This is a genomic window from uncultured Eudoraea sp. (assembly GCF_947260015.1).
Lineage (GTDB): Bacteria > Bacteroidota > Bacteroidia > Flavobacteriales > Flavobacteriaceae > Eudoraea.
Genome location: NZ_CAMYOM010000015.1, coordinates 42,291 through 61,587, shown reverse-complemented (window position 1 = coordinate 61,587; position 19,297 = coordinate 42,291). Strand labels below are relative to the sequence as shown.

The following is a 19,297-nucleotide window of genomic DNA, read 5'->3' as shown; positions in this document are numbered from 1 at the left end:
CGGAGTTGAAGGTTCGCAGGGACCTAAAGGCGATAAAGGAGACACTGGTGATACCGGTGAAACTGGTCCGCAAGGACCTATAGGATTAACCGGACTTACAGGTGCTGATGGTCCTGTAGGACCACAAGGAATAAAGGGCGACCAGGGAGAACAAGGCATTCCGGGTGAATCCGGATCTCAAGGTCCCGCAGGAGCTGATGGTACCGCAGGTGAACAAGGTCCTAAAGGTGAAACAGGGGATACGGGACCACAAGGAATTCAGGGTGAAAATGGTGAAAAAGGAGATACAGGAGAAATAGGTCCTAAAGGTGAAACTGGTGATACCGGTGAAACTGGTCCGCAAGGACCTATAGGATTAACTGGACTTGCAGGTGCTGATGGTCCTGAAGGACCACAAGGACCTCCCGGTGTTGATTTAGATGATAATACAACCTTAGGTTCCATTGATATTACTCAAGAAGAAGAAAACAGAACGTACAATATAAATAATCAAAACCTGGCTTTTACAAATGGGAATATAGGTATCAAAACAACGTCTCCTACCTCTACATTACACATAGGAGGGGCAATTGCGGCACCTATACGATCTACGATCACAAGTACAACGCTAGATGAAAATGATTATACACTAGTTATGAAAGAACAAAACCTCAATATTAGTCTTCCTTCAGCCAGTAGTTGTCCTGGGAGAATCTATGTACTAAAAAATATCAGCAAAGGGAATAACAAGACAACCACAAAATATATATGTAATAAGGGGTCTCAAAACGATGGTTTAAACAAGAATAAAGCTATTTGGCTACAAAGCGACGGAACCAATTGGCAGCAAATAAACATCCAATAATATGTTTCTAATACGATTATTCATAATACTTACTCTAATTAGCCATGACCTTTTTGGTCAGGAAGGGGTGCATAATTATGGTAATTTACAGCTTCATACGAAAGGCTTAGTGGGTTTCCACACAGATTTTACCAACGATGGGAGTTTTGACAGAAATTTAGGGCTAATTGGGTTTTATCACGATAAAGAGTCGCTTTTGATTTCAGGAGCTTTTAGTCCAACATTTTATGATCTGGAATTAGCAGTTGAAAACAATCTGTATCTGGAACTTCCAATCAACATAGACAACTCACTTGGTATAATATATGGAAATATTATATCCTCCAGAGCCAATAAAAATATCTATACAAAGTTTTCTGCAAAAGCGGATTATGAAGGTGTAGCAAATCTCTCCAAGATTGACGGTCAGGCGGGCGTTGAAGGGCAAAAGATATTTAGTTTTCCCGTTGGTTATGATGATATGATGAGACCACTACAAATACAATTTATCGGTGATGTTTTCCTGGCAAAATGCGCTTACTTTTTTGAAAACCCTGATTATCCCAGAAGTTTTGCCAAAAGTTTTAATATTAACAATAGGGATAGCAGTTTAGGAGGTATAAATTCTCAGGAGTTCTGGAATTTGACAACTACGGGCAGGATACAAATATCTCTTAACTGGAACTCCGGTTCTAACCTGGAAGCTTCGGTTGATGGCATAGAAAGTGTAACAGTTGCAGGCTGGAGCAAGAAAAATGAACAATGGGATAATTTGGGTAACTCTAATTATGAAGGAAATACCGAGGATGGGACTGTCACTTCCAATATTTTCAACGCCAATGATTATGAAATCTTTACTTTGGGATTTTTGTTTAATACCAAAGCCAACGAACCTGGCAACTATGCCTTAACACCAAATGGGGATGGAATAAATGATTTTTTTAGTTTAAAAATTATGGAGCAATCGCCAAATAATGAATTTAAGGTATTCAATAGGTCTGGTCATTTAGTTTATGAAAAAACCAATTACCAAAATGAATTTCAAGGAATCCCAAATCGAAATATTAACCAAAACAATAATCACTTACCTGAAGGTGTTTACTTCTATCTTATTGATTTAAAAGACCTTAACCTTAAGTATCAGGGTTACTTTTATCTGGCTTATGATTGATTTGCAGACATTTAGGAAAATCAAATACCGATAAGCAATTCATATTTCCGGATATCCAACAATATCGTAAATAATCTTAGCCGGTTTTTTTGTATTTGGATCGATAATTCTGAAATCTTTAGAAAGTCGATAAAGTGCCATATTCTCCGCTTATAAACGGCGCTAACCATTTTCACCACACATTTTTAGAACTACACAACATTTTCTATCCAGGTCCTCATCTTAGGGCTATTTTTACGTTGAATTATTGATTTTGGCCCAAATCTTAATACAATGAACCTAAAAAAATTACTTTTTGCACTTTTAGTCGCGTCTTCAACAATGGCGACAGCACAGGTAAAAATAGGTGAAAACCCCAATAGCATAGATGCAGCTTCCATACTTGAACTGGAAAGCAGCAATAAGGCTTTTGTTCTTACCCGTCTTACTACTCCTCAGATGCAAAGCATTACGCCATTACGAGGTGCTTTGGTTTACAATATCGATAATCAGTGCGTCTTCTTGTACAATGGTACACAATGGAATGATCTCTGTAATGGATCCGGTTCAACTCCAGGTACTTTTACATTTGTAGATAACGCGAATGGAACATTTACAATAAATTATTCGGATGGTACCTCTTTTACTTCTTCAGATTTAACCGGACCTGCAGGAGTTAACGGTACGGACGGTGCACAAGGACCACAAGGAATACCAGGAACAAACGGATTAGATGGTGCTGACGGCGCAGTTGGACCGGCAGGTGCGGACGGTGCTGATGGTGCAGACGGCGCAGTTGGACCACCGGGACCCATAGGATTAACAGGACCCGCAGGTGCCGATGGTATTGATGGCACTGATGGAGCAGTTGGACCGCAAGGACCCATAGGAGTTACAGGACCCGCAGGAGCTGACGGTGCAATAGGACCACAAGGACCAATAGGATTAACAGGACCCGCAGGTGCCGATGGCACTGATGGAGTAGATGGTGCAATAGGCCCGCAAGGACCCATAGGATTAACAGGAGCCGCAGGTGCTGATGGCGCTGACGGCGCAGTTGGACCAGCAGGTGCTAACGGAATAGATGGTGCCGATGGCGCTGACGGTGCAGTTGGACCGGCAGGTGCAGACGGTGCTGATGGTGCAGACGGCGCAGTCGGACCACAGGGACCCATAGGATTAACAGGACCCGCAGGTGCAGATGGCGCTGACGGAACAGATGGAACAGACGGTGTTAATGGTACAGATGGTGTTGACGGAATTGACGGTGCAGTAGGACCACAAGGACCCATAGGCTTAACAGGAGCCGCAGGTGCTGATGGCGCTGACGGCGCAGTTGGACCAGCAGGTGCTAACGGAATAGATGGTGCCGATGGTGCTGATGGTGCAGTTGGACCGCAAGGACCCATAGGACTTACAGGACCCGCAGGTGCAGATGGCGCTGACGGAACAGATGGAACAGACGGTATTAATGGTACAGATGGTGTTGACGGAATTGACGGTGCAGTAGGACCACAAGGACCCATAGGCTTAACAGGGGCCGCAGGTGCTGATGGCGCTGTTGGACCGGCAGGTGCTAACGGAATAGATGGTGCCGATGGTGCTGACGGTGCAGTTGGACCGCAAGGACCCATAGGAGTTACAGGACCCGCAGGTGCCGATGGTATTGATGGTGCTGATGGTGAAGTTGGACCGCAAGGACCCATAGGAGTTACAGGACCCGCAGGAGCTGACGGTGCAATAGGACCACAAGGACCAATAGGACTTACAGGACCGGCAGGAGCCGATGGAGCAATAGGACCACAAGGACCAATAGGATTAACGGGACCAGCTGGTGCTGACGGTGCACAAGGACCGCAGGGATTACCAGGAACAAATGGAACAGACGGTGCTGATGGTGCTGACGGAGCTCAGGGACCACAGGGACTACCAGGAGCTGATGGAGCTGATGGTAGTGACGGTGTTGACGGAGCTCAAGGACCACAAGGATTACCCGGAACAAATGGGATAGATGGTGCCCAAGGACCAATAGGATTAACAGGACCCGCAGGTGCAGATGGCGCTGACGGAGCAGATGGCGCAGTAGGACCACAAGGACCAATAGGACCCATGGGACCAGCAGGTGCCGATGGAACTGATGGTGCACAAGGACCTCAGGGATTACCTGGAACTGATGGTGCTGATGGAGCTGATGGTACTCAGGGACCTCAGGGACTACCAGGAGCTAATGGAGCTGATGGCGCGCAAGGACCTCAAGGTTTACCTGGAACTGATGGTGCTGATGGTGCTCAGGGACCTCAGGGACCAGCCGGAGTAGTTGGCCCACAAGGACCGCAGGGAATACAAGGACCTGTGGGTGCAGATGGCGCAGATGGTGCTGATGGTGCTGTAGGAGCACAAGGCCCGCAAGGGGATCCAGCCACAGATGACCAAACATTAGTTACAGACGGTACTCCAGGAGACATCTCTATCACAGGAGGAAATAACATTACAGTTAATGTAGATGATGCCGATGCCGATGCAAGTAACGAGATTCAAACTTTATCGCTCGCTGGTAGCGACCTTTACATATCCGGATTAGGAGGAAATTCGGTTTCATTATCTCAACTTCTGGGAGCCAATTTAGCGACCGATAATCTTACCCAGAAATCTGAAACAAGGACCTACGATATGAACACTGAGAACCTTGGTTTCATAAATGGTAAGGTAGGTGTTGGTACCGCTACCCCTAATTCTACCCTGCAAATTGCAGGATCTGTTTCCTCAGCTATCAGAAGTACTTCGGTAAGTACAACACTAGATGAAAATGACTTTACCTTAATTATGAACATGAAAGACCTGATTATAACTTTACCGGCTGCCAATAGTTGCATTGGTAGAATCTATGTTTTAAAGAATATTGGTAACGGTGATAATAATACGAACATAGACTATCTTAAAGAAAATGGTGACACAGAAGATCAATTGAAAAAGGATACAACTTATTGGTTGCAAAGCGACGGTACTAACTGGCATCTAATAAATAAAGTATAGAAGACTCTGGATCAAGCAACGGTTATAAAATATATGAACACCATAAAATATATATTATATTCAATCCTTTTACTTTGCTCTATGATGGGTAAAGCGCAGGAGGCTATGCATAATTTTACCACCATTCAGATACATGAAACTGCTCAGGTAGGCTTTCATCTCGATTTGATTAATGACGGTACCTTTGACCAAAACATGGGGCTGGTAGGCTTTTACAGTGATTTTGGTCAACTCACTGTCTCAGGAGCTTTTACTCCAGTTTTTTTTGATGCTGAAGTAGCCGTGGAAAACGGTTTGATTCTTCAGACATCCTTAGGTGTAAATAATAATGGAAATTTAATTACAGGTAATATCATTACCCCCAGAGTACAATCAGCAATTTATTCAAACTTCTTTGACAATTCATTTTATACAGGAGAAAGCAGTATTTCAAAGGTAGATGGTTATGCGGCTATCACCAATAAAGATACTTTTGTTTTTCCTGTTGGAGATGACCAAAGGTTAAGGCCCTTAACTATACAATCCATGGCCGTAAATTCTTTGGCAAAATGTGCTTACTTTTTTGAAGATCCCAATAATTCAAAAACTTTGAATGCCTTTTATAACACGGATAAAAGGTCTTCAGAATATATGTCTGTCAGTAATGTGGAATTTTGGAGACTTGAAGGAGATATTCCTTCCAATGTAACTCTTAGTTGGGATGGTTATAGCAATATTGCTGCTTTGGGTGAATTCATCAGTGATCTTAAAGTAGTAGGATGGAACAAATCTGAAAACCAATGGGTGAATTTGGGTAATACAGGTGTGGATGGAGGTATGGACTACGGTTCAATTACTTCCGATCTTTTTGTCCCCAATGATTATGAGATTATTACAATAGGCGGCAATGATGACATGCTCGAAACCTTTGATACCATAGAGTTGGACAACTATTATATGACCCCCAATGGTGATGGTCAAAATGATGTACTAACCATTGAGGGTATTGAAAAATCCCCGAATAATTCCCTTCAGATTTTTAACCGTTATGGTGTATTGGTTTATACCATGGATAACTACAATGGCCAGTTTAATGGCTATTCGAACATGGAAAACGCAATTCAAAAGAATTCGGGCTTAGAAACAGGCATATACTTTTATATTATTACCCTAAATGATTTGCGACGTAAACACCAGGGCTATCTCTATATTTCCAACTAGTCCGGTATCCCAATTAAATCCTTTAATCATTATCCCTGGCTTTTTTTTATTTAGTACTTTTTTACAAAGTGATAAACACTCTAAAGGATAGATATTTTCTCAAAATACTTATTAACTTTGAAGTAAACTGTTTAGAAGTACAACATACCAGACATTGTTATATGGTAAATTGATTATATTTAAGAATCATATTTAAATAAATGGTATCTTTTTTGATTTGAAGATAGCATGTCCCGGATTAAACCAAAAATCAATTATGGAAAGAAGGTTGTTTATTAAAAGAAGTGGGTTTGGTGGTCTTGCCCTAACTATTGTCCCAAGCACTCTATTACTTCAAGAAACCAAATATTCCATTGAGGAATTAATGGGCAAAGAAGATATTGAGCTATATGGTGATGATATAAATTTAAGGAAGGATGCACATGATGCATTTGTTGAAATGAGAAAGGCAGCACTTGCTGATGGAATTGACATAAAAGTCGTCTCGAGTTATCGTAGTTTTGACAAGCAGGCAGCAATTTTTGAACGTAAATATTTAAAATATACGGATGATGATGGGATGGAACCACTGGATGCAATTGATAAAATAATAGAGTATTCTACCATTCCTGGTACAAGCAGGCATCATTGGGGAACTGATATTGATCTTATTGACGGTATCCCCGAGGTAGATGGTGATGTACTTGTCACTAGTAAATTTGAGACAGGAGGTCCATTTGAAAAATTCAAACTTTGGATGGACGAAAACTCTAAAAAGTATGACTATTGCCTGGTTTATACCGATGATTCCAAGAGGAGAGGGTTTAAATATGAACCCTGGCATTACAGTTATGCTCCCTTATCCATACCCATGCTTAAATCTTTCAGACTTAAAAATATTATGAAACAGCTGGAGAAAGAGGACTTTTTAGGAAGTGATCATTTGACTACAGAATTTGTAAAAATCTATATTGAGGATAATATACTCGACATAAATCCAGAACTTTTGTGAGCATTTTTTGTACTTTAGAATAATAGAGATAAATAGTATGAGAAGAGGAAGTTGGAAAATTCGAATAGTCATTGGCTTGGTAATAGTCGCATTTGCACTTATTCAGCGTTGGAACAATAAGGAAGAAAATCCATATACGGGAAGAGTTCAAAATATCAATATGACCTCTGAGCAAGAAATTGCTATTGGTCTTCAAAGTGCTCCCGAAGTGGCTCAGCAATACGGAGGCTTATATCCCGATGAGCGCCTTCAAACCCTGGTAGATGCCGTTGGAAACCGCTTAGTACAAAACAGTATTGCACGGGAAACTCCATATAAATACGAATTTCATCTGCTGGCAGATGACCAAACTGTTAATGCCTTTGCATTACCTGGTGGACAGGTTTTTATTACTTATGCACTATTCAAGCAGCTTGATGAATCACAGTTAGCTGGCGTACTTGGACATGAAATTGGGCATGTGATAGGCAGACATTCAGCGGAACGCATTGCAGAAAGCAATTTTTGGAAAACTGTATCGATGGGTGCCAGTGTGGGTGCCGATGCTGGCAGCCTGGTAGGTAGCATTGGCCAAAATACACTTTTAACAAATGGCCGTGATGACGAACTGGAAAGCGATGATCTGGGGGTTTTATTCATGATACAAAGTGATTATGAGCCGGAAGAAATGATCCATGTAATGGAGATTTTAAAAGCCTCGGCCGGGCCAAATAGAATTCCTGAATTTCAAAGCACGCATCCGGACCCTGATAATAGAATTGAAAAAATTAAGGAATCTATCCAGAAATACGAAGAACAGACCGGATAAGATTTATTTGGTTATTCTGGGCCATGAATCTTTTTTTTGTATATTTGGATACCTCCCAATCTGATTTATGCCCTTAATTTAACCCTTATAGCTTTGATTTTTAGTTAAAAAAACTATATGGGAACGCTATTGCATTTTAAAAGTCTTTATTTAGAAGCATTTGACGACTGTAAACCGGAATTTGTTGTAGTACTGCTAAAAATTTATTCCTTTTTCTGTGTATTAATGCTATCTATGGCCATTTATGCCTTTTTGTATAGGGCATTTACTGGATTTGAATTTTAGTTAGCTTAATTTTCAATTAATCCTTTTACAAGAACACTAATTATTTTAAACCAATCCAAACAAAAAACCCTGACATTAATGTCAGGGTTTTTTCTTGATTGATGAATAATTGTGATTATATAATTATAGACGCCAATTAATGGTAATTGTTTCACCATTAACATAGAAATAACTTTATTTTAACAAACAGCCTTTCTTTGCAGTTGAAGATATTAAAGAAGATTTCGTCTTAGAGTAAATTTTAAAAAAAGCCTCTAAGAATACTGGTAAACCTTGTTAAATCACTGTATTTTAGCTAACTCATTTAATAAAGAACCATGAATAAAAAGGTAATCTTAATGATCCTGGATGGGTGGGGGAAATCTCCAGACCCTAAAGTTTCGGCTATTGATAACGCCCATACACCCTTTGTAGATTCGCTTTACAAAAATTACGCTAATGCTAATCTTCTAACGGATGGAATGAATGTTGGCCTCCCAACGGGACAAATGGGTAATAGTGAGGTAGGCCATATGAATTTAGGAGCCGGGCGAATTGTATATCAGGATTTGGCAAAAATTAATCTTGCCGTTAAAGAAAATACACTAAGGGAAGAAAAAGAACTAAAAGAAGCATTCACTTATGCCAAAGACCATAACAAGAATGTACATTTTCTGGGTCTGGTTAGTAATGGAGGAGTTCACAGCCATATTAACCATTTAAAAGGACTTATTGAGGTAAGTGAAAATTATGGTGTTGAAAATGCATTTATTCACGCTTTTACAGATGGAAGAGACGTAGATCCAAAAAGTGGGATTACTTTCTTAGAGGATCTGACCGACTTCTGCTCGGATAAAAATACTAAACTGGCTTCCGTTGTTGGCAGATATTATGCCATGGATAGGGATAAAAGATGGGAACGCGTTAAAATTGCATACGATTTATTGGTTAATGCGAAAGGCGAACCTTTTAAGAATATATCTGCAGCGATGCAAAAAAGCTATAATGAAGGTATCACCGATGAATTCATCAAACCAATTTCTATGGTTAATGGAGCCGGGGAACCACTGGCTAAAATAAAAGAGGGCGATGTAGTCATCTTCTTCAATTTTAGGACAGACCGGGGCAGAGAACTAACTCAGGTGCTAAGTCAAAAAGATTTTCATGAACAAAACATGCATAAACTGGATCTCTACTATGTAACTCTTACTAACTATGACGATTCATTTAGCGGTGTACATGTAGTTTATGACAAAGATAATATTGAGGAGACCTTAGGTGAAGTTCTTGCTCTCAGGGGTAAGAAACAGATTCGAATAGCTGAAACAGAGAAATACCCTCATGTAACTTTTTTCTTTAACGGAGGCAGAGAAATCCCTTTTGAGGGTGAAGAACGGATATTATGCCCTTCACCAAAGGTGGCAACTTATGACCTGCAACCGGAAATGAGCGCTTATGAAATTAGAGATTCTATAATTCCCGAGTTAAATAAAGGAGAAGTTGACTTTGTGTGCCTTAACTTCGCAAATCCCGATATGGTAGGACATACAGGCGATATGAATGCTGCAATAAAAGCTTGCGAAACGGTTGATGCATGTGCGCAAGCGGTTATCACCGCTGGACTGAATAATGGATATTCTACCCTGGTTATTGCAGATCACGGTAATTGCGATACTATGATTAATCCAGATGGTACGCCAAATACTGCACACACAACAAATCCGGTACCCTTAATCCTGGTTGATAAGGATATAAGAAAAATAAATGATGGTGTGCTTGGTGATATTGCTCCAACAATTCTTGAACTAATGGGAATTCCACAGCCGGCATTAATGACGCAACACTCTTTGATATAGGTGGAATATATTAAATTTGCATCATGGTAGTTATTAAGACATTAGAAGAGATTGAACTTCTTAGAGAAAGTGCTCTAGTAGTTTCTAAAACTCTAGGTATGCTGGCCTCCGAAATTAAGCCGGGTGTTGACGGACTTTACCTGGATAAATTGGCAGAAGAATTTATTCGTGATCATGGTGCTGAACCAGGTTTTCTCGGTATGTACGATTTTCCAAATACATTAAACCTGAGTCCGAATGCACAGGTGGTACATGGCATTCCAAACAAAGAACCATTGAAAGATGGGGATATCATTTCCGTAGATTGTGGTGCCTTAAAAAACGGATTTTACGGAGACCATGCATATACGTTTGAAGTGGGAAATGTAAATGAAGAAACCAAAAAGCTTCTCAGGATAACTAAGGAATCTCTTTATAGAGGAATCAGGGAATTCAAGGCAGGAAACCGTGTTGGAGATGTTGGTTTTGCAATTCAAAATTACTGCGAAAGCCACGGATACGGGGTAGTACGGGAACTCGTGGGTCATGGTCTGGGAAAAAAACTCCATGAAGGACCCGAGATGCCAAATTATGGCAAGCGTGGAAGAGGAAAGAAATTTGCAGACGGGATGGTAGTGGCCATTGAACCTATGATTAATATGGGTACCAAGCGCATAAAACAGCTCCGTGATGGATGGACCATCCTAACCTCTGATGGCATGCCAAGTGCTCATTTTGAGCATAATGTTGCCCTTATTCAAGGTAAACCGGAATTACTTTCTACCTTCCAATATATCTATGACGCACTTGGTATAAAAAATAATGAGGAAGAAGAATTTAGGACAAAGAAGCTTCAACTTTAATCTGCAAAAGGATTTTGAAAAAACTATTCAAATATGTCCTAAATAAAATACCCAGGCCTTTATTAATTCAACTGAGCTACCTGGCAAGACCCATTCTTTCCATTACTCTAAAAGGGGATAAGTATACAGATCCAATTGATGGCAAGCAATTTAAAAGTTTCCTTCCTTATGGATATGAAAACCCCAGGGAAAACGTTCTTTCACCCTCTACCCTATCTCTGGAAAGACATCGACTTTTGTGGTTATACCTGAAGAATGAAACCGATTTTTTTACAGTACCTCACAAGGTTTTACATTTTGCTCCGGAACAGGCTTTCTATAGAAAATTTAAGAAGCTAAAACATCTGGAGTATACTACCACAGATCTAAACTCTCCACTTGCAGATGTGAAGGCAGATATTTGTGCGCTTCCTTTTAAGGATAATTCTTTTGATATTATTTTTTGTAATCATGTATTAGAGCATATCCCGGACGACAGAAAAGCAATAGGCGAGCTCTATCGTGTCCTTAAACCTTCTGGTTGGGGTATTTTTCAAATACCTCAGGATCTTAAAAGAGAAGTCACTTATGAAGATGATTCTATTACCGATAAGAAAGAGCGGGCTAAAATTTTCGGACAATACGATCATGTCCGTATTTATGGACGTGATTATTTTGACAGGCTAAAAGAAGCGGGATTTAAAGTTAATCCGGTAGATTATACATCGGGCATGACAGTTTCCGATATAGAAAAATACAGATTGGCAAAAGGCGAAATAATACCCGTTGTTAGTAAATGATCAGTAAACTACAAGCTTTTTGAAGTCCGGTGTCATAAATTCAGTAACCTCACCTATTTCGTCAATATAAATGATATATGCATTTAGTTCTTTGTGGGCGCCCAAGAGTTTTATGGATTCTGATAACTCCATCGCCATAAATGCAGTTGCATATGCATCGGCCTTTGCACAATTTTTTGCTATTACACTGACAGCAAGAATATTAGCATCCCTGGTATAACCCGTTTTAGGATTAATTGTATGAACAAATTTTTTACCCGTGATAGAATCTATCCTGAATTTTCTATAATTACCGGATGATGCCATAGCATTATCTCTAAGCTGAAGCGTGAGTTTTAACCTTCTTCCCTCCTCAACCTGAGGATCATCAATACCAACAATCCAGGACTTTTGTTTTAATTTATTCTCTCCTTTGGCAATGATCTCACCTCCTACTTCAATTAAATAATTTTCAATATCCTTTTGATCTAAAAGCTCAGCCAGGCGGTCTATTGCATATCCCTTAGCAATTGCATTGAAGTCGAAGAAAATTCTGGGATCATTTTTAATTACAGTTCCCTTTTCGGTTAATCGGACTTTATCAAAACCCACGAATTGCAGAATACTATCCACTTTGGTACTATCCAATGCCAGCTGTTTCCCCGGTCCGAATCCCCAGGCGTTTACAAGTGCGCCAACCGTGGGATCAAAGTAACCTTCAGTATCAGAATAAACTTCTTTTGAAAGCTCAAATACATCCCGAAACATCTTATCTACCACAATGTTTGAATCTCCTTGATTTATCTTAGAAATATCTGAATCGGGCAAATATGTAGACATTGAATAATTTACAACCTTGAATACAGAATCTATTTCTCTTTCAAGATTGAGTTCTTCCAGGTATAGGATCGTAATACTATATGAAGTGCCCAAAGCCTCTCCAAAGTGTGTGCTTTTGACAAAGGTGCCAGAATCCAACCCACAGGAAGCCATGAATATTCCTGACAGGCAAAGATAGAGTACCCTGTTTCTAAATTTCGAGAAGACCATTATAATCCACAATATAAGCTTCATTAAGATAAACTGGAAGATTTTGATCTTCAGCATTATACAAACCTACTCCTGCATAATATGTCTTAGCCTCAAATTTGGATGCTTGTTCTTTAATTTTTATCATAAGGCCATAGTCATATATTCCAGGGTCATTGGGGTAAACAACATTTCGTACAACAATAAAATGCAGTTGTTTTTCTTTAAGACAAACGAACTGAGGGTTTTTCTTTGGTTTGCTGTTAACACCCATAAATTCATATCCTTCAGATTCAAGCTGCCTCCCAACAATATTCATTGCCAGGTTATGCAATTCTTGCTCAGATAACGCCTGTAACTTATTATTCATTTATTAAAAAAACCGATATTGATCAATATCGGTTTTAAATTATATACAGTTAAAATTATTAACCTCCAAAGTCATCAAAACGGATATGTTCATCCGGAATACCAAAATCCTCTCCCATTTTTTGCACGGCCTTGTTCATCAGTGGGGGGCCACAAAAATAGAGTTCAATATCTTCAGGAGATTCGTGATTATTTAAGTAATTGTCTATGACACAATTATGAATAAACCCAACAAACCCGTCACCTGGGGCGTCCAGATTCTCCTTGACTTTCCAGTTATCCTCTTCTTGAGGTTCGGAGAGTGCCATATAAAATTTAAAATTCGGGAACTCTTTTTCTAATTCTTTAAAATGTTCTATGTAAAATAATTCCCGTTTTGAACGACCTCCATACCAGTAAGCAACCTTACGATTAGTTTTAAGGGTTTTAAAGAGGTGATATAAATGAGATCTCATTGGAGCCATCCCTGCACCCCCTCCAATATATAGCATTTCCGAATCCGACTCATTGATAAAAAATTCACCATATGGCCCTGAGATGGTCACTTTATCTCCCGGTTTTTGAGCAAAAATATAAGAAGAAGCCACACCCGGATTTACATCCATCCAACCATTCTTGGATCTGTCCCATGGCGGGGTGGCAATTCGAACATTCAGCATTATTTCCCTGCCTTCTGCAGGGTAAGAAGCCATTGAATATGCTCTTTCAACCACCTCTGTATTTCTCATTGTCAAAGGCCAAAGGTTAAATTTATCCCACTCATTTTGAAACTTATCAGGAGTCTCATGTTCTTCAGGGTGAGCTGTAATATCTATATCGGAATACTTTATCTCGCAGGGTGGAATCTCAATTTGAATATATCCTCCGGCTTTATATCCCATATCTTCAGGTATTTCAACCACAAATTCTTTAATGAATGATGCAACATTATAATTACGTACTACTGTCCCATCCCATTTTTTAATACCAAAAACTTCTTCAGGAATAGTAATTTCCATATCCTGTTTTACCTTAACCTGGCACGCCAATCTTGCACCTTCAGTCAATTCCCTTTTTGAAAAATGAGGTGTTTCTGTAGGAAGTGCCTCACCACCACCGGACAACACATGACACTCACATTGAATGCAGGTACCCCCACCTCCACAAGCTGAGGGTAGAAATACCTTTTGGTTCCCTAAGGTTGAAAGTAAAGAACTCCCTGAGGCAACTTGTATCTTTTTTTCTCCATTAATAGTTATTGTTACAGGACCTGACGGAGAAAGTTTTTCTTTTGTAAAAAGTAAAAGTGTCACCAGCAGTAACAACAATATCATAAAAGCAATAACCGTAATTGTTATGGTTCCAAAGGTGCTTGTAGCTATTATTAAATCGTTATAAGAAATCTCTTTCTCATCTATTTCTTCTTCAACTTCAACTATTACTTTGTTCTCTTCTATCTTTTCAACAGTAGTTTCTTCCACCGCTGCAGGCGCTTCATCCCCACCGGTAAGCATCCCACCAAAACTTTGAAAACCTATCCCCATTAATCCAGTTATAATAAAGGTAATTCCCAGGCCTCGTAAAGGCGGGGGTACATTTGAATATCTTATCTTTTCGCGAATAGCCGCAATTGCCAAAATGGCCAAAAACCAACCTATTCCAGAACTAACCCCATAATTAAATGCCAAACCTAATGTCTCAATCTCCCTCGATTGCATAAACAGGGATCCCCCCAAGATAGCACAGTTAACGGCAATCAATGGTAAAAATATACCCAGGGAGTTATACAAGGCAGGTGAAAATTTTTCAACCACTATTTCTACCAACTGAACCATAGTGGCTATAGTCGCAATAAAAAGAATGAATGACAAAAAGCCTAAGTTATAATCAGCATATTCGGGACCTAGCCAAACAAGAGCTCCATCTCTTAATAAGTATTGGTCCAATAACCAATTTAGAGGGACTGTTACAGCAAGCACAAAAATAACTGCAGCTCCCAATCCAACAGCAGTGGCTACTTTTTTGGATACAGCCAAATAAGAACACATCCCCAAAAACACAGCAAATACCATGTTGTCTATAAAGATGGATTTAAAAAATAATTCAATATGTTCTAACATAATCTTCTCTTAAAAAGTAAATTAGTTTTCCTCTATTAGTGCTCTATTCCTGGAGCGTTGTATCCAGATTATAATCCCAACAACTATAAGTGCTGCAGGGGGAATAATCATAAAACCGTTGTTCTCATAACCGGTGGAGTACAATCCTGTTTTAGTTACCGGATCTCCAAAAACCTTAAATCCATATAAGGTTCCCGATCCCAATAACTCTCTAAAAAAGCCAACAATTATCAGAATTATTCCATAACCTAAAGCATTACCAATACCGTCTAGAAAAGCCTTCCAGGGTCCGTTTCCTAAGGCAAAGGCTTCAAACCTTCCCATTATAATACAGTTGGTAATAATCAGACCGACAAAAACAGACAGTGTCTTGCTCAAGTCATAAGCAAAAGCCTTCAGAACCTGATCTACGATGATTACCAATGTTGCAACAACTATTAGCTGAACAATAATTCTGATCTTAGTAGGAATGATATTTCGCAATAGAGAAATAACTACATTCCCTACCCCTAAAACAAAAAGTACAGAAATGGCCATAACTACGGAGGCCTGCAATTCTGCCGTAATGGCAAGTGCAGAACAAATACCAAGTACCTGAATGGTAATTGGGTTGTTATCCGCAAGTGGATCTAAAATAAGGTTTGTGTCTTTCTTTGAAAGTAGTGCCATTTTTAATTAACTCTAATAGTTTCTAAATAGTCCTTGTATATATTTACGCTTTCCCTAATCATTGCCGAAACACCATTACCTGTTATGGTAGCTCCTGCCAGGGCATCTACTTCATTGTCATCCTTTATTTTGTTCACCGGGTCATTATTCCCTTTTGCTACCGCAATTCCTTTGAATTGGTTATTGTTTAATACTGATTCCCCTATAAAATCGTCCATAAAATAACGTTGCTTTATATTCGCCCCAAGTCCTGGTGTTTCTGCTTTATGATCAAAGTAAACCCCCTGGACAACCATATTTTCATTCAACGCTACAAAACCCCAAATAGCATCCCATAGCCCCTTACCATACATGGGTATGATATAATATTTCTTTCCTTCTTTTTCACCTATAAAAAGAGGAAGCTCTGCGGTTTCACCTTTCTTTAATGCTGCAATTTGTTTTTTAAGATCAATAAGGTATGCCTCATCATTCTTTGTTATTTGATCTCCACTTATTACAAGTTGTTCAGTGATATACTTTGAAAACTCGGCTTCTACTTTATCAGTGGGTACGAAATTTACACTACCCTCATCCTCATTTTCATTCACGCCCATGGCATAGAGAATATTCTGCTGCTTTTCAAATCTTTCATTCTCCTTAATTTTGCCACTTAATGCCGAGGCAAGATATGCCAGGATTGATCCAACAACAATAACCATTATAGCCGCAAAGATTATGGTATAACTATTATTTTCCTTATTAAATGCCATAACTATATTGTTTCTGCCTTAAGTTCCTTTGCTTTCCCATCCGTGCTTTTTGGAAAAATTGTTGCCTGCTTCAAACGCTTCATCCTACGCCTGATATTACCCTTAACTACATAGTGATCAATAGTTGGTGCAAAAACATTCATTAAGAGAATTGCCAGGAATACACCCTCAGGATAAGCAGGGTTAAACACACGTATCATTACCGAGATAAATCCGATCAGGAAACCGTAAATCCATTTGCCCTTATTGGTTTGCGATCCGGTTACCGGATCTGTAGCCATATAAACTATCCCAAATGCAAGGCCACCTACTATCAGGTGTTTCCAAAAATCAAAGCTCATCAATCCATAAAAAGTACTTCCTTCTCCTATCCAACCTGCATCCACTACTCCATTAAAGATAAGGCCCATAACCAGAGCACCAGCAACTGCACTTACCATGATTCTCCAGCTGGCTATTTTACTGAAAACCAGAAAAAGACCACCAAGTAATATTAAAAAGGCAGATGTCTCACCTACTGAACCGGGAATAAATCCAAAAAACATATCGGATACGGAATAAGCATATTCACTGGCATTATTCTGAGCCAGATAACCCAGGATAGTTTCTCCTGAAATAGCATCGGCTGTCCCTGCACGTTCAACCGCACCGTGCACCCATACTTTATCTCCGCTCATCCAGGTGGGGTAGGCAAAAAACAAAAAAGCCCTTATGGTAAGAGCAGGGTTTAGAATATTCATTCCTGTACCCCCGAAAACTTCTTTACCAATGATCACACCAAAAACGACTGAAACGGCCAACATCCAGAGAGGTGTATCGATCGGAACTATTAATGGAACCAACATTCCAGTAACAAGATAACCTTCTTCTACTTCATGTCCTTTTATTACTGCAAAAATGAATTCTATCAACAATCCCACACCATATGAGACAATAACCAGGGGCATAACCTGCACAAATCCTAACCAAAAATTATCCCAGGTCAGAAAATGTTCCATAAGCGAAAAGTTATCAGGAAAACCGTTGATGGCAGAATAGTGTTGATAACCAGTGTTAAAAAATGAAAACAACAACACAGGAATCAGCGCCATAATAACCGTATTCATCGTCCGCTTTAAATCGTCCGCAGCTCTTACATGAGAACCATTATGTGTGGTTTCATCCGGAGCAAACAAAAATGTATGGAAGGCATTAAAGGCAGGTGCCATTTTTTTACCCCTATATCTATGCTTTAGAATATGTAATCTTTTCTTAAAGGTCAATCGTTTATTGCTCATCTTTATCCTATTTCTTGATGTAGTAAATCCAGCCCTTCACGAATTATCTGTTGATGTGGTTGTTTGGAAATACAAATAAATTCAGTCAATGAAAAGTCCTCAGGAATAACCTCATACAAACCCAGTTGTTCCATTTCATCCAAATCTTTAACCATACATGCCTTTAATAGCTGAAGTGGATAAATGTCTAAGGGGAATACTTCCTCATACATACCTGTAACTACAAATGCCCTGTGTTCTCCATTTGTATTTGTATCAAGATCATATTTCTTGTTGGGCTGCAACCATGAAAATGTTAGCGCTCTTGTAGCAGATAATTTATCAAATACCGGTTTGTTCCAACCAAAAAATTCGTAATCATCTCCCTCAGGAATAACACTTACTGTATTGTTATAAAAACCGAGAAAACCATCCGGGCTTGTTTTCTTGCCAGTAAGTACATCTCCATTAATCACACGAAATCTTTCATCTTTAACGCCACTGGCATATAAAAACGTAGCAATCTCTGCACCTATTTTTGCTGAAAAATATTTTGGAGATTTTACGGTAGAACCAGCAAGGGCAATAGTACGCTGGGCATTAAATCTACCAGTTAAAAGTAACTCACCAATTATTACAAGATCATGAGGGGAAACGGTCCAAACTATTTCACCTTTATTTATTGGATCCAATTTATTTATTTGAGTTCCCACCAATCCAGCTGGATGGGGTCCGGATACTTTGTGTAATTCTATATTTTCGAGTTTAGAAAAAGGAGAATTTGATCCTTTCCCTACAGAAACATGAACCTTACCAGGGGTAAGTTTTCCAAGAGCGGTTAATGCCGCTTGTAGTTCTTCTTCTTTTCCGTTTAGTGTATAATCCAAATCTGCAGCCAATGGTGCGGTAACATAGGCTGATATGAAAATTGCCTTGGGAGTAGCTGTAGGATCTGCAACATGATCATAAGGACGCTGTCTGATAAAAGGCCAGCACCCGGATTTAAGAAGCAGAGACTTGATTTCTTCCGAATTAGCACCTGGTCGCATTTTGGAATGCTCAACATATTCCTGAGTCTTATCGGCAAGAATTTTTATGGTCAGAATTTTTCTGCGAGCTCCTCGAGTTATCTCGATTAATTCTCCACTTACTGGAGAAGTGAAAAGGATGTCCTGGTTATCTTTACTATAAAACAATGGTTCACCTGCCTTTACCTCTGCCCCTTGCTTAACTATCATTTTGGGCATTATTCCATGAAAATCCAGGAGATTGATGGCGTAAACATTACTTAAAACTGCTTTAGATGTATTTTGTTCGGCAGCACCGATAAGATTAATATTTAAGCCTTTCTTGATCCTAATGTCTTTAGACATAAATTGTAAACATTTAGTTTAACAA

General features: G+C 39.4%; 16 protein-coding genes and 2 pseudogenes. 10 read left to right on the top strand and 8 right to left on the bottom strand.

Going from position 1 to position 19,297, the window contains the following annotated elements:
• The 10 genes and pseudogenes from Q0X66_RS08570 to Q0X66_RS08530 form a co-directional block, all read left to right on the top strand.
• Nucleotides 1-844 (top strand): annotated as a pseudogene (locus Q0X66_RS08570) (hypothetical protein); the annotation flags it as partial.
• Nucleotide 845: 1 nt separating this feature from the next.
• The gene (locus Q0X66_RS08565) at nucleotides 846-1,994 is read left to right on the top strand and encodes a gliding motility-associated C-terminal domain-containing protein (protein ID WP_297705344.1); all 1,149 of its coding nucleotides are present in this window, start codon (nucleotides 846-848) and stop codon (nucleotides 1,992-1,994) included.
• A gap of 273 nt (nucleotides 1,995-2,267) precedes the next feature.
• Entirely contained in the window at nucleotides 2,268-5,006 is a 2,739-nt protein-coding gene (locus tag Q0X66_RS08560; protein WP_297705342.1) for a hypothetical protein, read from the top strand.
• A gap of 33 nt (nucleotides 5,007-5,039) precedes the next feature.
• Nucleotides 5,040-6,206 carry a gliding motility-associated C-terminal domain-containing protein gene (locus Q0X66_RS08555; RefSeq protein WP_297705340.1) on the top strand — a complete coding sequence of 389 codons (1,167 nt, stop codon included), beginning with the start codon at nucleotides 5,040-5,042 and terminating at the stop codon, nucleotides 6,204-6,206.
• A 256-nt stretch (nucleotides 6,207-6,462) separates the two neighbouring features.
• The gene (locus Q0X66_RS08550) at nucleotides 6,463-7,197 is read left to right on the top strand and encodes a M15 family metallopeptidase (RefSeq protein WP_297705338.1); all 735 of its coding nucleotides are present in this window, start codon (nucleotides 6,463-6,465) and stop codon (nucleotides 7,195-7,197) included.
• A 37-nt stretch (nucleotides 7,198-7,234) separates the two neighbouring features.
• Nucleotides 7,235-8,005: a M48 family metalloprotease gene (locus Q0X66_RS08545; RefSeq protein WP_297705336.1), complete on the top strand. Its 771-nt coding sequence runs from the start codon at nucleotides 7,235-7,237 to the stop codon at nucleotides 8,003-8,005.
• 117 nt (nucleotides 8,006-8,122) lie between these two features.
• Nucleotides 8,123-8,290, top strand: coding sequence for a DUF6747 family protein (locus tag Q0X66_RS15925; protein ID WP_348136998.1), 168 nt, complete (start codon nucleotides 8,123-8,125; stop codon nucleotides 8,288-8,290).
• Nucleotides 8,291-8,607: 317 nt separating this feature from the next.
• On the top strand, nucleotides 8,608-10,125 hold the full coding sequence (gpmI, locus tag Q0X66_RS08540) for a 2,3-bisphosphoglycerate-independent phosphoglycerate mutase (RefSeq protein ID WP_297705334.1): 1,518 nt from the start codon (nucleotides 8,608-8,610) through the stop codon (nucleotides 10,123-10,125).
• 23 nt (nucleotides 10,126-10,148) lie between these two features.
• Nucleotides 10,149-10,967 (top strand): type I methionyl aminopeptidase, encoded by an 819-nt coding sequence (gene map / locus Q0X66_RS08535; protein WP_297705332.1) that lies wholly within the window; start codon nucleotides 10,149-10,151, stop codon nucleotides 10,965-10,967.
• Nucleotides 10,968-10,981: 14 nt separating this feature from the next.
• A complete protein-coding gene (locus Q0X66_RS08530) occupies nucleotides 10,982-11,746 on the top strand; it encodes a class I SAM-dependent methyltransferase (RefSeq protein WP_297705330.1) in 765 nt (254 codons plus the stop codon).
• Here the strand turns inward: Q0X66_RS08530 and Q0X66_RS08525 are convergent, their stop codons facing one another.
• The 8 genes and pseudogenes from Q0X66_RS08525 to Q0X66_RS08490 all read right to left on the bottom strand — a co-directional run bounded on the left by Q0X66_RS08525 (nucleotide 11,747) and on the right by Q0X66_RS08490 (nucleotide 19,272).
• A complete protein-coding gene (locus Q0X66_RS08525; protein ID WP_297705328.1) occupies nucleotides 11,747-12,799 on the bottom strand; it encodes an FAD:protein FMN transferase in 1,053 nt (350 codons plus the stop codon).
• On the bottom strand, nucleotides 12,756-13,124 hold the full coding sequence (locus tag Q0X66_RS08520) for a Na(+)-translocating NADH-quinone reductase subunit F (RefSeq protein ID WP_297705325.1): 369 nt from the start codon (nucleotides 13,122-13,124) through the stop codon (nucleotides 12,756-12,758). The genes Q0X66_RS08525 and Q0X66_RS08520 overlap by 44 nt, the downstream gene beginning before the upstream one ends.
• Before the next feature lie 58 nt (nucleotides 13,125-13,182).
• Nucleotides 13,183-14,505: an NADH:ubiquinone reductase (Na(+)-transporting) subunit F gene (gene nqrF, locus Q0X66_RS08515; protein WP_297705348.1), complete on the bottom strand. Its 1,323-nt coding sequence runs from the start codon at nucleotides 14,503-14,505 to the stop codon at nucleotides 13,183-13,185.
• Nucleotides 14,485-15,222: pseudogene (gene nqrE / locus Q0X66_RS08510) on the bottom strand (NADH:ubiquinone reductase (Na(+)-transporting) subunit E); the annotation flags it as partial. The gene nqrF and the pseudogene nqrE, both read right to left, overlap by 21 nt.
• Before the next feature lie 21 nt (nucleotides 15,223-15,243).
• Nucleotides 15,244-15,891, bottom strand: a complete 648-nt coding sequence (locus Q0X66_RS08505; RefSeq protein ID WP_297705323.1) for an NADH:ubiquinone reductase (Na(+)-transporting) subunit D — start codon at nucleotides 15,889-15,891, stop codon at nucleotides 15,244-15,246.
• Between the two features lie 2 nt (nucleotides 15,892-15,893).
• Nucleotides 15,894-16,643: a Na(+)-translocating NADH-quinone reductase subunit C gene (locus Q0X66_RS08500; protein WP_297705321.1), complete on the bottom strand. Its 750-nt coding sequence runs from the start codon at nucleotides 16,641-16,643 to the stop codon at nucleotides 15,894-15,896.
• Nucleotides 16,644-16,645: 2 nt separating this feature from the next.
• A complete protein-coding gene (locus Q0X66_RS08495) occupies nucleotides 16,646-17,920 on the bottom strand; it encodes an NADH:ubiquinone reductase (Na(+)-transporting) subunit B (RefSeq protein ID WP_297705319.1) in 1,275 nt (424 codons plus the stop codon).
• A 2-nt stretch (nucleotides 17,921-17,922) separates the two neighbouring features.
• On the bottom strand, nucleotides 17,923-19,272 hold the full coding sequence (locus tag Q0X66_RS08490; protein ID WP_297705317.1) for a Na(+)-translocating NADH-quinone reductase subunit A: 1,350 nt from the start codon (nucleotides 19,270-19,272) through the stop codon (nucleotides 17,923-17,925).
• Between the last annotated feature and the right edge of the window lie 25 nt (nucleotides 19,273-19,297).